The following is a 13906-nucleotide window of genomic DNA, read 5'->3' as shown; positions in this document are numbered from 1 at the left end:
ACCCCTATAAGATCAGAAAGAATAAAGATATGATCAATACCACTTCCATGCACACTAAGACAAATATGGTTTTCATGAGCATAATTACCCCGATATCTAGTCATTCCATCAAAAACGTAATTCACCCCAAAAATAATGGATATAATGTTATGGCATGAAGATTAGGTTTCATTATTCTGATAAAGAAATGATTAAATAAGTAATTAATTATTATTTAACTACCGATTATAGATAATGTGGTTATTTACAATGTATGCCGCGACTACACCCATGACACAACACAAAGACCCAACTGCATGCGCAAATACAAACCTTACGGTTTCGATGGCGTGCTTTATCGATATAAACCCTCCATCAACATCAACGGTATATTGTCTCTGCCCATCGTGCTAATCCTGCCGTTACTGAGCCAAAATCGTTACCACTGGCCAATGGGGTATCAGGCAACACTGATTCAACCGCAGCGGTCAATATAGGGGAACGCGACGAACCTCCCGTCATATAAACGACATCGGGACGAATGTGGCTCTGCCTGATGGCTTCATCCACCAGTGATTTTATTTTTTCAGTCGGGTTATGTATGGCTTGCTCCAAGGACTCGCGAGTCACGGGCGTTTCAATCGTTTCAGAAATCAGATCAATACTGGCCAAATAACTGGGTTGCTCGGCTAACGCGATCTTCGCTTGTTCCGCTTCACGGACCACTGAATGCCCCAACGTTTGAGTGTACAATTGCACCAGCCTCGCTACCTTTTCTGGTTGCTGCGATTGTTTCAGTAGTTGCCGAAGCACCTTGAGATTACTACGGTCAAAAAACGTGCGCTGCGCCTGCACATCGTTGATGGCGATCGGATTCCAAAATTGGGTCGTTGGAATGTCGAGACCCGCCAAACTCTTCGAGCCCAAACCAAACTCATGCATAAAACACCTAAATGCAGTGAAAATGTCCAGATCGTTCCCGCCGATTCTCTGGCCACAATGGGCGATAAGGGAGGCGCTTCGGTCTTGTTTTCCAACCCAACTGGGCCCCATCTGCACAAAAGAGCAGTCCGTCGTTCCACCACCAATATCCACGACTAACACATGCTTGTCTTCTTTCAAGCTGGCCTCAAAATCAAGCCCTGCCGCCAAAGGTTCAAACTGAAACTCAATGTCTTTAAAGCCGGCACGCGTAGCAGCGCGGCGTAAGATCCCTTCGGCCTGAAAGTTGGACTGCTCACCACCTCGGCCAAGAAAGTTAACCGGACGACCAATCACGGTTTGGGTCATATCGTCTTGCAGGACTTTCTCTGCCTGATGTTTGATATTGGCCATCATTGCACACACAAGATCTTCAAAAAATGACAACTGCATGTCTCGCAGTCCCATGACGCCCAAAAAGGATTTGGGCGATTTTACGTAATACACATCACGCGGGTCGTCGAGATAAGAGGCCAAAGCCTCCTGACCAAACCGGATCTCATTGGCGATGATTTCCAACCCTTCTTCACGGTTGAGTTTTATCGCTCGGCGCAGCACACTTTCACCGCCGCCACTGGTCGGCAAAATATTCAGACAACGGAACAGATACTCAGACAAGGCTTCTGGCGTAGGCGCGCTTAACGTAGAGGGAATATAGTAGTCCTCTCCCACCAACGGGATCAACCTAGCGGTCTGATTGACCATTTGTGCGACCGAACAGTTCGCCGTCCCATAATCAAAACCTATCGCCATGACTTACCCCTTGATGCTCCAAAAAATTGACCGCACAGTAGACCCTAGACTCGTAAAGAGGTCAACGACGAGGGTTAGTTCTTTTTTAAAAATCCCACTTGCTTTACAGTATTGCCTTTAATGTCAAAGTCGACCCAAGGAAGGTGATTGGTGAACTTACGCCAGATCGAAGTGTTTTACGCGGTGATGCAGGCCAAAACGGTTTCAGGCGCGGCCAAACGCCTGCATGTTTCCCAACCCAATGTCACCCGTATTCTTTCACACACAGAACAACAACTGGGCTTTGCTCTGTTTGACCGAATCAAAGGTCGTTTGGTCGCCACTCAGGAAGCCAAAACGCTGTTTTTGGAGGCGGAAAAAATCTACCAGCAAGTCGGCCAATTTCGCCATCTCACCAACAAAATTAAGCAAGGCGCTCAACATCTGCGAATTGGTGCTCCACCGATACTAGCTTCAGGCATGCTCGCTCCTTTGGTCGCTGAAGTCTGCCGCCGCAATGAGCACAGTGTCGAAGTCTCGACCGCCAATCGAGATCAAATTATTGAGGGGTTGATCAAAAATGAATTGGACCTCGCGATCTGTTTTGCTGGCGACAGCGCCTACCCTATCATTGAACAAACAATCCTGACGACCCAAATGACAGCACTCATGCCCTCGGGCGATGACGAAACAGCCACGGTAAGTTTAGATGCCCTACTTCAATGCTCGCGTCCCTTGGTCGGCTTGGATGTTCGAGATCCGCTTGGTTTTTTGTTGCAAGAAGCGCTGCGCAATATCCAACCAAACTTTCACCCCAAAGTGAGCGTCAGAAGTTATCAAATGGCCGCCGAAATGGTGCGAAGCGGTGCAGCAAACGCGGTCGTTGACCCATGGACGGCACAACATTATCGTCACCACTCATCAGTCGACTGTGTGCCTCTCGTCCCTGACCTTACTCTTTCTGTTTCTATGCTCTTTAGCGAGCATTACCCCCTTTCCATTTCAGCAAAAGCCTTCGCCCAAAATCTGCAGCAGAGGGTGACTCTATAACCCTAGGTTATAGGGTTGATATAAATAGGTATTCGGCAAACCTATTGATGCGGACTAGAGTAGAACTTATCGACTCATTGCCCATCAAATCAAGGATGTTTATGTCTATCATTCAACCCTATTTATTATTTCTCGGAGATGTGACCGATCCGGTGGCTGCCAAAACAGCAAGAGGTATCGCCTTATGGCGCCCTGAACGTTGCCTTGGCCAACTCAGGCTGACCACAGAGACCGTTTCACTTAACTTACCTGATCTTTCCCTCCAGCAGGCCAAGGACAACGGCGCGAAAACCTTGGTCATCGGAACGGCTAACGCGGGGGGAGTGATACCCGAAAATTGGCTCTCCTGCCTGATACAAGCGGCTAAAATGGGTTATAACATCGCCTCAGGCATGCACCAAAAGCTCATTGATATTCCTCAACTCAAACCATTGCATGACGCGGGGGTTACTCAACTGCATGATGTCAGGCACCTCGGTGGATCTCTGCAGGTCGGTAATGGTCGACCTCGCCGCGGAAGACGGCTCTTGACCGTCGGCACAGATTGCTCTGTCGGCAAGATGTTCACCGCATTAGCTTTAGAAAAATCCATGCAACGCGCCGGTATCAAGGCACAATTTAAAGCCACTGGGCAAACCGGTATTCTTATTGACGGACAAGGCATCCCTGTTGACGCGGTCGTGGCCGACTTTATCTCTGGGGCCGTTGAAATGCTCAGCCCCTCTTTCGACGATCACGAATGGGATATTATTGAAGGTCAGGGATCCCTCTTCAACCCATCGTTCGCTGGCGTGAGTCTGGGGCTTTTACATGGGGCTCAAGCGGATGCGTTAGTCTTGTGTCATGAAATTGGCCGTCAACATATCCGCCATCTTCCTCATCAAGCCTTGCCAAACATCAAACAAACCATCGAGTCAAACCTGTCAGCCGCCCGGCTCACTAACCCTAACGTTCGGTGTGTTGGCATCAGCCTCAATACCTCCATCCTGAACGAAGAAGAAGCCGAGCAACTGTGCGCGCAGTGGCAGCATCAATATCAGGTTCCCGTCACCGATCCGGTCAGATTTGGATTGGAAGCAATAACGCAATATATTCAATCAATGGGAGCCAGATATGAAGATTGAAGTGGCCAGTAAATCCATCCCGCTCACTCAACCTTTCGCCATAGCCAGAGGGACAAAAACACACTGTGATCTGGTCAGAGTCACGATTCGCAGCGGGTCGCATATCGCTCGTGGGGAATGTACCCCTTCCGCCCGATATGGTGAAACTGTCACATCGGTGATCGAGCAAATCAAACAAATGAGACCAGCACTCGCTCACCTTTCGCCAGCCGCTGCCAAATCGCACCTCCAGACCCTGCCCGCAGGTGCGGCAAGGAATGCATTGGATTGCGCCATATGGGAAATGATCGCCTTAAAAAACGGCACCCGCTTTCCCGCTCCCTACTTTGATATTCAACCAAAGATCGCAACCGCGATGACGGTATCAATCGATACGCCGACCAAGATGGCGAAACAAGCCAGCCAGTATCTCAAGTCCGGCGCAACCTTGCTCAAAATCAAACTCGATAGCCATCTAATTGTTGAGCGAGTCAAAGCCGTTCGCCAAGTCGCCCCTGACTGCGAGATTATTCTTGATGCGAATGAGGCTTGGCAGCATCTCGATTTACCCGCCCTATTTTTGTCTTTATCTGACTTGAATGTCGCCATGATTGAACAACCTGTCCCCAGCGGGTATGACTCACTATTACGAGGTATCGCGCGTCCAATTCCGATTTGTGCCGATGAAAGCTGCCACACCCACGAAGACCTCCACCGACTCGAAGGCGCCTATGATATAATCAATATCAAGCTCGATAAATCAGGCGGTTTAACAGAAGCACTCATCCTTGAAAAAATGGCTCGGGAGAAGGGGTTTAAGATCATGGTGGGCTGTATGCTCGGAACATCCATGGCAATGAAGGCTGCCCTACCCATTGCCACTCGCGCCGACATCGTCGACTTAGACGGGCCTGTATTACTTGGCACGGATGTGGACGACGGACTGATTTATGAGTCGGGTCATCTCACGTTAGGCGAGTAGGTCCCTCATCGGGCCGATGAACAAACTGGTTGGATTGAATTGATGTGATAACGCCAGTTTATCTGGCGTATTTTGTCGCCAATTTTTTGCCTCTGACTAGAAGCTAGCCGTCAAACGATAAACCAATCTGACCGAGTTTGTCTTTAAATTCTTCAATGGTCTCGGCTTGATAAGTAGGGGACCCATTAAAGTATCTTGGCTTTTCCGGTAACATGGCATTTTTTAAGCTATTTTCCTGTTCAATGTTGTCATGATACACCGTCACGCGGTGTGGAATATCCTGTTTGAACGTTGTCATTATCGTCTCCTTAAATATCGACTATTCTGGATCACCTGACCAAGTGACCTTGAACGGAATGTTAAGCGTAGCCACTGTACCTTGGCTGTCAAAAGACAATCGTTCCACAAAATAACGACTTAGGTAGACGTTAAGCGAGGTAAATCCGTTGTTTCACCGAATCGCCTCATCACCACAAACAAAAAGGAAAATCTGTATTTGTGACGCTATCGACAATCACATACACCCATGAGTTGTTATCGGTCAATAAGGTAGCCGACGCCACGAACATTCTTTATTTCTACCCCCGGCATTTTCTTTCTCAAGTTGAATATGTGAACTTCGACCGAGTTAAATCCAGAATCGATGTCCCAGCCGTGGAGATGCTCCAATATCTTGGATTTATTGAGTACTTTCCCCAAATTGCTCATAAAGAACACCAAGAGTTTGAATTCGGTCGGGGTTAATAACACCTCTTCTTCCGCCACCCAAACTTTATGCGCGTTAACCGAAACGGAAACATTTTGGCTGACGATTGTATCATCTCGACGATCTCCACTGCCTTTAATCAAAAGACCCAAGCGCACCAACAGTTCTTCAATAGAAAAAGGCTTCCATAAGTAATCATTTGCGCCGCATTCATTTAGTGCGTAAATACGATCCTGATGTTCACAACTGTCGCTGATCACCAAAAAAGGGGTGTCGTTACCGAATTTTCGCAATCTCTTTAAGGTATCGAAGCGCTTCTTACCCAATTGAGTGTTATTCAGTATGACAACGGAAAAGTACCCCGTTTTGAGGGCATAGAACATATTTTCATCATCCGTCACGACATCAACGGTATAATAATATTGATTAAGGATAACTTTATGAGCTGCGCCAATGTACCTCTCATCTTCAACTAATAGTATTCGCATTTGTCTATTCCCATTGTCAATCACAAGTGGCTAACAAAGCCAAATTCTTGGTTATATGGCCGCAGGGCGTCTTCTTCCACTCAGGCCTATTCCCATCCAACTAACTGGTCGACATTCATAAACGCCAAGAGTTGTGACGCAGTAAAGCCCATGCTACCAAAGAATACTTAATAACGACTTAATAGAATTCACTGAATGCCAACATTAACCATACGACATTCAGTAAAATAAGGATTTAACATCCGATGTCTTGCTTATCCTAAAGCACCAAATGTATTTGACGGTTCTGTCACTCATACCAAAAATAATCAAACCCTATTTTTACTCTTTTCACAGGATAAGGGGGAGAAAGAGGGGTTGATTATAAATTGCAATACAAATCAAAAACTTATAATAAAAACACCTAAAAAAATGGAATATCATTCCATTAAATGAGAAGGGGGTTATCAGCGGGCCTCAATTTTTAGAGAATTCGCTATGACGACACCATCGTGGCCGAAAGTATAGTTTCACTGTCTTTAAAATATTGTAAGAATTCATTAACGCCATTTTCAAACTCGCTCCGTTATTCATGCGTGGGTAAGCCAGTCAAAACGGGTAACGTTGAGTTCATCATGACCACTTTGGTATTGAGGTTTAAAAACCATACTGGTGGCAAGACTTTTCTGCGCAAACTTTCATCTCCATCGAACACAAAATTGCACTATGGAGGGAGTATTCCTACCTAGATCACAAATATTTGATTAAAAAACCATCATAAGAAGACCGTCCAACAATGACAAAATGGCTAAACCTGTTGATTTTGAGATTAAAAACATGGGGATGGCACCAAAATTACATAGAGTTTATGCTTGTTATTTGATATGCATTCACCTTTATAAAAAATGTTATATACGATATTTCTATAATTTAATCTTTGATGAAAAATGGAATGGATTGTTTAACAAGGAGTCACACATGCAAGTAAGCATAACAACAAAGTCCATTCTCGCGACCGTCATTAGTAGCACCATGCTAACGGGGTGTCTATGGGATGATCCACGTGAAGCGGCCAAATACGTCAGTGATAGTATCGATAGAGAAGCGGTTGTTGGCCATTTGGTCACACTCGAAGGATTAGCTTCAAAAACCACCGACGGCAGCGCAATCACTCGCGCCGCAGGCACACAAGGCTATCAAAATTCGGTTGAATTTATTGTCGATACCATGAAAAAGCATGGTTACGAAGTGACGACCCAAGCGTTCGATTTTCGAGCATGGGAAGAACTTGCTGGCAATGCGGCCACGGTTGATGGTCAAGTATTGGTCAGCTCAAAGCAAGCCGACGACGGTGTCGAGGCCGATTTCTCTGTTATGTCCTATTCAGGTAGCTCTGATGGCCAACTGAATGGTGAACTGGCCTTTGTCACACCCGATTTCCGCTTTGATGCCCCAGATTACGACAGCACAGACGGCTGTGAAGCCACCGATTTTGTCGGTAAAGATGTCTCGGGGAAAATCGCGGTTATTCAACGAGGTGGTTGTTCATTTGATGCCAAAGCGGTCAACGCCGAGAACGCGGGAGCGAACGCTATTATTGTCTTTAACCAAGGTAATGATCCGGGCAGAACCGCTGTCGTCGGTGGTACATTAGGGAGTGTCACAAAAGCCACCATCCCTGCGTTGGGCGCGCGCTTTGACCTTGGTCAAACATGGTACAACAAAAGCCAGTCAAACACCGTGTTGGCTAACCTGACTGTCAATGTCAAAGATGAAGAGGTTGTGACGCAAAACATTCTTGCTCAAACCCCAATGGGCAATACGGATCAAGTGGTGATGTTAGGTGCGCACCTAGACTCGGTACCAGAAGGGCCGGGAATCAATGATAATGGTTCAGGCAGTGCGGGCTTACTTGAGTACGCCATCACGCTCGCGACGCTCGAAGCACCAGTGAAGAATAAAGTCCGTTTCGCGTGGTGGGCAGCAGAAGAAGCAGGATTAGTCGGCTCTGAACATTACACCAAAGACCTCTTCGAACCCATTTACAATCAAGCACAAGCACAAATCCTTGAAGAGCTCGGATTGGAGGACCCAAGTCAGTTAACTCCCGAGCAAGTCGAGTTAGTTGAAGCGAGATACACGCAAATCAACAAAGTGAAGCTCTATCTAAACTTCGATATGATTGGTTCACCCAACTACATTTATGGCGTAATGGATGGGGATTTGTCTGATACTAAAGAGAGTCCCGACAACGCCTATACCGGCGATTTCAAACCTCCATATGGCACATCAGATATTGAGTCAATCTTCCAAGAATTCTTTACTGAAAAGGATCTAGCCACTATCCCTCAGGCTTTGTCAAAACGTTCCGACTACGCAGGTTTTGCTGATTGGGGGATTGCGTTTGGTGGGCTATTCACTGGTGCAGAAAAAGTCAAGACGGCTGAAGAAGCCGAAAAATTTGGGGGTGACATCGACGTATCTTACGACAAGTGCTATCACCAAAGTTGTGATGATGTTAATAACGTCAGTCAGGCCGCTCTGTACACCAACACTCAATCACTGGCTTACGTCACCACCTATTACGCCTTTAGTGAACCCCTCTTCCCAGAGCCTGCAACTCAAGCTGCAGTGAAGACGATGCGCGCCTTCTCTGACGCACAACCTAAGCAAAAACTGCGTATTGGTGAAAGGCTTAAGGCCGCGGATAGTGTCTCTGATCATGACCACTTCCACGGTGATTTTGACCAAGACATCAAGTAATCAGTTAGACTGATAAACCGAGCGCCGTCTCCCACACAGCGCTCGGTTTCATTCGGTGTTCCTACCCACTTAGACGCCAAAGGCACTTAGGTGATCAATGATTGGATCTTTTGTATGGTTGACATCGCCGATTGATAATCAACTGGCAACTCAACGATACCCTTTGACGTTTCCAAGAACAAAGACGGAAAATGAACGCCCCCGATAGAACGGGCGAATTTGAGTTCTTCGCTAAACGCTTGCTCCAAGGTTTTTGACTCAAAATCTTTAATAAACCGCGTCTTATCTAGGCCTGCTTCCTCAGCCAGCGCAATCAAAACATCATGGTCACTTGGATTTCGAGCCTCAAGGTAATACCCTCGCTGTATCGAATCTAGCATGGTTGGCTCTGCTTGCTGAGCACGTGCCGCCAGTACCGCCCGACAAGAAGGATAAGTTGAACGTTTCGGCGTATTGTTGGCCCAGAAGTCATGATTAAACCTCGTACCAAGTTCGTCTTCTATTCTTCGCCAATAAGAGGCAATTTGTTGCTGCATCGCAATCGGCATCGGCTCGCTTGAATCAGGAGCCAGACCACCCACAACATATTGCACGGTCAGCATTGGTTCAAGTGCCTTCTGTACTTGTTCCCAAACCGGCTTGTAACCCCAGCACCATGAGCACATTGGGTCATAAACGTAGTAAAGCTTGGCAGATGGCATGGTGTTCTCCTTTGAGCGAATCGTGATCAACAGTATCTTTAGCTTATCACAGCAGCGTGGGCTTAGACTTGACACGGCTATTTGGTGACGGCCAGATACGCACCGGCCATAATCATCACGCTGCCTGCTCCCGTATTGAGATGACGTTGAGCTTTTGGGGTTTTCAACACTTTCACCAACCTTCTAGCCCCCAGAGCGATCAGCATCAGCCCTGTCATAAGAGCGACAATACTGAGGCAAGCAGCCACCCCAATATCTTGGTGACTGAGCACCGTCAGATCCATAAAGGTTGGCAAAAATGAAATGTAGAACAATATAACTTTGGGGTTGGAGGCGGAAATTAAAAAGCCTTGCACAAATCCGGATAAATGAGAGCCTTCTAAGGTATTTGAGTCTTCGCGGAGAGCGGCTTGTGCCTCTGGTAATGTTTTAATCATCTTATAGCCAAGATAAACCAAATACGCCGCCCCCACATAACGAATCACAAGAAACAAAGTGGCCCAGTTTTCGGCAATCGCCGCCAAACCTAGGCAAGCGAGCAACAAGTAAATAACGTCACTGACGACCATGCCGGCCGATAACCAAATGCAACTTCTCATCCCCGATACCATGGCTCGGGCAATAATAGCGAACACCCCAGGACCCGGGGTGATGCTAAATACCAGCATTGCAATAAAAAACGTCATCGCACTTTCAAACGTCATAGTCGTGCCTCACAAAAATAGAGAAAGCGAACGTAACATCATTTAAAAAGAAGGCCAATAATTAATAACAATCAATACAACAAAGGGCCGCGCCTGTACGAAAACACACCTCAATAAGCGCCTCTGCAGGTGGGCTGGTAATCAAAGCCAAGGAAAGCTAAAGTATCGCGATAAATTATTGGGTTACATCGAACTCTAGAATGTAACCAAGGAGAAAAGACTATGTTCAGTGACGATAGAATCATCGACAACCTTAATGATCTGGAAACCTTTATTACCAACGTAGAAAGTGGCCACTTAGGTCTGGAAGGTGTGGCAGGCATTGCTTTGGCAACAAATAACGCCGACGGACGCCACTTTGTCGCGGTGATGGATGACAAGCACCAGCTTTTACTGGCGCGCTGGATCAGCGATGAAGTCTTCCAAACAGGTCAAGATTTGGTACGAAAAGGGCCTGGATACCGCAAGTAAAGCGTCAACACTAGCCCCCACCAAAGCAAAGGTATTTAATGTCCATGTATTCATCCATACCTTGCTTTGCGCCTTCGCGCCCAATTCCCGATTGTTTGATACCACCAAAGGGGGCGACTTCAGTTGAGATAGCCCCTTCGTTAATGCCCACCATTCCATAATCCAAAGCATCAGCCACTTTCCATACTCGGTGTATATTTTGGCTATAGAAGTAAGCGGCTAATCCGTAGATGGTATCATTTGCCATCGTAATCAAAAACTCATCACTATGAAAACGAATCACAGGGGCCACAGGGCCAAAAATTTCATCGGCAACGATCTCCATGTCGTGCGTCACATCTTTGAGCACCACAGGAGAAAAATACTGCCCTTGCTGCGGCGTGATATTGGATACGGGGATTGCGCCTTGCTCCAATGCCCGCTTTAGCCTCGCTTGAATGGCGTCTTTCGCCAACGTGCTAATCAAGGGCCCCAGCTCGACACCATTGTCTAGACCGTTACCCAAGCGCAATGTTTGCGCAGCAGCATCAAACTTTTCAACAAATTCATCGTAGACATCAGCCTGAACATAAAAGCGGTTCGCACAGACGCACGTTTGCCCAGCATTACGAAACTTAGAGGCCATTGCACCTGCAACCGCCGCATCAATATCTGCGTCGTCAAAGACAATAAACGGCGCGTTTCCCCCAAGTTCCATTGAGGTACGTTTAATATCATGGGCACTTTGCTGCATCAGGAGCCGCCCAACCCGAGTCGACCCTGTAAAAGATAACTTGCGCACTAAAGGATGAGACGTAAATACGGCCCCGACTTCGGGGGCATTCGCGCCTAATACCACCTGTAATACGCCACGTGGAACACCCGCCTGATAAGCAAGCTCAGCCAGTGCAAAAGCGGACAAGGGTGTCAACTCAGCCGGTTTAACAATAAAGCTGCAACCCGCAGCTAAGGCGGGTGCCGCTTTTCGAGTGATCATTGCAATGGGAAAATTCCAAGGCGTAATCGCACAAGCCACGCCAACAGGTTGTTTGATGGTCATCATCCGTTTGTCTGGGGAAGGCGAGGGAATAACCTCACCATAGGCGCGCTTCGCTTCCTCGGCAAACCACTCGATAAAGCTGGCGCCGTACAAAACTTCACCTTGGGCTTCGGCTAAGGGCTTGCCTTGCTCCAACGTCACCAATCGACTGAGATCATCCCGATATTCAATAATCAGTTCATACCAATGTCGCAAAATTGCAGAGCGCTGTTTGGCCGTTCGGGCAGCCCACTCCTTTTGAGCATAGTGAGCATCGACAATGGACTGTTCTAGCTCTTGAGGGGTTAACACCGGAGCATAGCCGAGTAAGGCCTGAGTCGCTGGGTTGTGAACCGCAATACCTTGGTCTTCCACAGCCACCATAAAGCCAATTAAGCGCTGATTTACGATCTGATCCATGACGAATACCTTGTTTACGTTGCGGTTGAGCTCGCTGACGGGGTTAATGGCCTAATATCAGGGGAGTCCTAACCGATATTCAAAGATGCTTTAGTGGTTTGACGACACTGTCAAGCCCTTCAATCTTAAGGGCAAGGCACAGCTTAAGCAATCCGCCCAACTCTCCAGAGGGCCAACCTTTTTTGTCAAACCAGAGTAAGTATTCCTCAGGAAGGTCGATAAGAGCGCGACCCGCATACTTACCAAAAGGCATGGTCATTTGTGCCAGCTTAACGAGGTTTTCTTTTTCCAACATGATTGTTGCTTATTTAGGGCTCAACGCTAAAGGGTAACACTTAATCTCCCATAAGGTGAAACCACTAAGTTGGATTAACCGTATGTGCATATTCGACCACCACCTGATTGCCTTCAATGTAGGCGTTCTGAATATCGCCATCGACGCTCATTCGGCTTTGTAGGTACACTACTTTAGGGCCAGATTCGCTCGACTGCTTTAACGAAGGAAATACCAGCTTGGCATCCAAACGAAGTAGCCGACAAAATTGGCTAATAAATGACATCGTCAAAGGTGCCTCACCTCGCAGAAATTGAGAAAAGCTTAATTGAGTAATTCCAAGCTTTTTAGCAAATTCCATCTGAGTAAGCCGCATTTTTGATTTTTGAGACATCCACGTGCTATATAGCGCCTCTCTATCTTTTTCCGTAAATTCCATCATCGGTCCTTATGTTTCTTAATGGCATACATTTTCCTTTTTTCGATCAGGCATGATGTCAGACTAGGGTAAACATTCGTCAAGAGTTGTTCTGTTCGGGCAATCATTGAGCGCGACACCATCGCCACCGAGGCACCTTGCTAAGGCTTAAGTCCTTACTCAGTGTTCATTAGAACCGAGCAACAGTACTGAGAAAATAGAGAATGGGGGACCAAAAAAACCTTGATGCCGCCCGCCGACCATTGGGTCGAAAGAGGAAAAGATTGATTACGTCGAGCCCATCACAAAATGATTAAAATGGGCAAAATTTAATAGGTAGAATATCCATCTTATTGTTATAAAAGGTCAATATAATCAAACTTTCAATGAGAATCGTACAGTGAGCAATTCAAAAAGCATATTCCCCAAAGGTTCAATTGCCTTTGAAAACGAGCTTAAACCAACCCCCGCCAACAAATCAGACGCCCAAGCCGACACTTTTTTCCCAAAAACATCCATCGCATTAGAAAATGAGCAAAGAGCAACACGGGTGACTCCGGGCGCAGGAAAGGGGTTTTTGCCGGATTGATCAAAAACCCATTGAGCCCCCGTATCCGCTAGGCAAAATGACACAACGTGGCTTGAAAAGCACCTCTCGCCTTTGGGCTTCAATGGGTATCCATACTTTGGAATAACTTGACGAGTTCAAAACCATACTTGGCTTTAAAATCATCGCTCGAATAAACCAGTTCAAGTTCATTGGTGACGGTCAGTTCACAAAATAACTTGAGCTGTGACTCTGTTAGTGTGAAGACCTCACCATTAAAGCGGTGCCTAAACTGAATGTCATCTGTGTGGGAAAACTGGTGAAAGACATAGTCTCTACCGCAGGAACAGTACAGATAGACTGAATTAGTGTGATTACCAAGGGAGACTGGCGGTATAACTACCAACCGACTTTGTCGTAGTCACACTAGCAATGATATCCCAAGTTGGCAACTCAAGCCGACTTGGGAAGTAGCTCTAATTTTGCCAGCCTCAATGCTGCTGTATTCATGTTTTCTCTCAACCAGATCAACCTGACGCCATTCGGGCTGATTTCCACATCGTATTTGGCTTTTAACTGCCGTGAGACTT

14 protein-coding genes are annotated in these 13906 nt (G+C 46.8%); 6 read left to right on the top strand and 8 right to left on the bottom strand.

The window, feature by feature from the left end; all coding sequences use genetic code 11:
* Positions 1-360: 360 nt before the first annotated feature.
* On the bottom strand, positions 361-1713 hold the full coding sequence (gene yegD / locus HLM86_RS15655) for a molecular chaperone (RefSeq protein ID WP_170883661.1): 1353 nt from the start codon (positions 1711-1713) through the stop codon (positions 361-363).
* A 150-nt stretch (positions 1714-1863) separates the two neighbouring features.
* Here yegD and HLM86_RS15650 point away from each other — a divergent pair, with 150 nt between their 5' ends.
* From HLM86_RS15650 to dgcA, 3 genes are all read left to right on the top strand, one after another.
* Complete coding sequence (locus tag HLM86_RS15650) at positions 1864-2742, top strand: LysR family transcriptional regulator (protein ID WP_170883660.1); 879 nt, start codon at positions 1864-1866, stop codon at positions 2740-2742.
* A gap of 101 nt (positions 2743-2843) precedes the next feature.
* Positions 2844-3866: an N-acetyltransferase DgcN gene (gene dgcN, locus HLM86_RS15645; RefSeq protein ID WP_170883659.1), complete on the top strand. Its 1023-nt coding sequence runs from the start codon at positions 2844-2846 to the stop codon at positions 3864-3866.
* A complete protein-coding gene (gene dgcA / locus HLM86_RS15640; protein ID WP_170883658.1) occupies positions 3856-4827 on the top strand; it encodes an N-acetyl-D-Glu racemase DgcA in 972 nt (323 codons plus the stop codon). Before dgcN ends, dgcA begins: the two co-directional genes overlap by 11 nt.
* 103 nt (positions 4828-4930) lie before the next feature.
* On the opposite strand, the gene HLM86_RS15635 is transcribed toward dgcA, so the two are convergent.
* Together HLM86_RS15635 and HLM86_RS15630 are read right to left on the bottom strand one after the other, a co-directional pair.
* Positions 4931-5125: a hypothetical protein gene (locus HLM86_RS15635; protein WP_076589261.1), complete on the bottom strand. Its 195-nt coding sequence runs from the start codon at positions 5123-5125 to the stop codon at positions 4931-4933.
* 236 nt (positions 5126-5361) lie between these two features.
* Complete coding sequence (locus HLM86_RS15630; RefSeq protein ID WP_170883657.1) at positions 5362-6021, bottom strand: response regulator transcription factor; 660 nt, start codon at positions 6019-6021, stop codon at positions 5362-5364.
* 957 nt (positions 6022-6978) lie between these two features.
* On the opposite strand from HLM86_RS15630, the gene HLM86_RS15625 reads away from it, so the two are divergent.
* The gene (locus HLM86_RS15625) at positions 6979-8763 is read left to right on the top strand and encodes a M28 family metallopeptidase (RefSeq protein ID WP_076589263.1); all 1785 of its coding nucleotides are present in this window, start codon (positions 6979-6981) and stop codon (positions 8761-8763) included.
* Positions 8764-8849: 86 nt separating this feature from the next.
* On the opposite strand, the gene HLM86_RS15620 is transcribed toward HLM86_RS15625, so the two are convergent.
* Together HLM86_RS15620 and HLM86_RS15615 are read right to left on the bottom strand one after the other, a co-directional pair.
* Positions 8850-9464 (bottom strand): DsbA family protein, encoded by a 615-nt coding sequence (locus HLM86_RS15620; RefSeq protein WP_170883656.1) that lies wholly within the window; start codon positions 9462-9464, stop codon positions 8850-8852.
* A gap of 77 nt (positions 9465-9541) precedes the next feature.
* Positions 9542-10168, bottom strand: coding sequence for a LysE family translocator (locus HLM86_RS15615; protein WP_076589265.1), 627 nt, complete (start codon positions 10166-10168; stop codon positions 9542-9544).
* 222 nt (positions 10169-10390) lie between these two features.
* Here HLM86_RS15615 and HLM86_RS15610 point away from each other — a divergent pair, with 222 nt between their 5' ends.
* Positions 10391-10639: a hypothetical protein gene (locus HLM86_RS15610; protein ID WP_076589266.1), complete on the top strand. Its 249-nt coding sequence runs from the start codon at positions 10391-10393 to the stop codon at positions 10637-10639.
* A 10-nt stretch (positions 10640-10649) separates the two neighbouring features.
* On the opposite strand, the gene HLM86_RS15605 is transcribed toward HLM86_RS15610, so the two are convergent.
* The 3 genes from HLM86_RS15605 to HLM86_RS15595 form a co-directional block, all read right to left on the bottom strand.
* Positions 10650-12077, bottom strand: coding sequence for an NAD-dependent succinate-semialdehyde dehydrogenase (locus HLM86_RS15605; RefSeq protein WP_170883655.1), 1428 nt, complete (start codon positions 12075-12077; stop codon positions 10650-10652).
* A gap of 79 nt (positions 12078-12156) precedes the next feature.
* Complete coding sequence (locus tag HLM86_RS15600; protein WP_076589268.1) at positions 12157-12372, bottom strand: DUF3820 family protein; 216 nt, start codon at positions 12370-12372, stop codon at positions 12157-12159.
* 64 nt (positions 12373-12436) lie between these two features.
* Positions 12437-12790 (bottom strand): helix-turn-helix domain-containing protein, encoded by a 354-nt coding sequence (locus tag HLM86_RS15595; RefSeq protein ID WP_076589269.1) that lies wholly within the window; start codon positions 12788-12790, stop codon positions 12437-12439.
* 379 nt (positions 12791-13169) lie between these two features.
* Between HLM86_RS15595 and HLM86_RS20120 the strand changes: the two genes are divergently transcribed.
* The gene (locus tag HLM86_RS20120; protein WP_143678233.1) at positions 13170-13358 is read left to right on the top strand and encodes a hypothetical protein; all 189 of its coding nucleotides are present in this window, start codon (positions 13170-13172) and stop codon (positions 13356-13358) included.
* Positions 13359-13906: the final 548 nt, after the last annotated feature.

Source organism: Vibrio ostreicida (assembly GCF_013074385.2).
In the GTDB taxonomy this organism is placed as follows: domain Bacteria; phylum Pseudomonadota; class Gammaproteobacteria; order Enterobacterales; family Vibrionaceae; genus Vibrio; species Vibrio ostreicida.
Note: the sequence above shows the minus strand (reverse complement) of the source record. Positions and strands in the feature narration are given on the sequence as shown.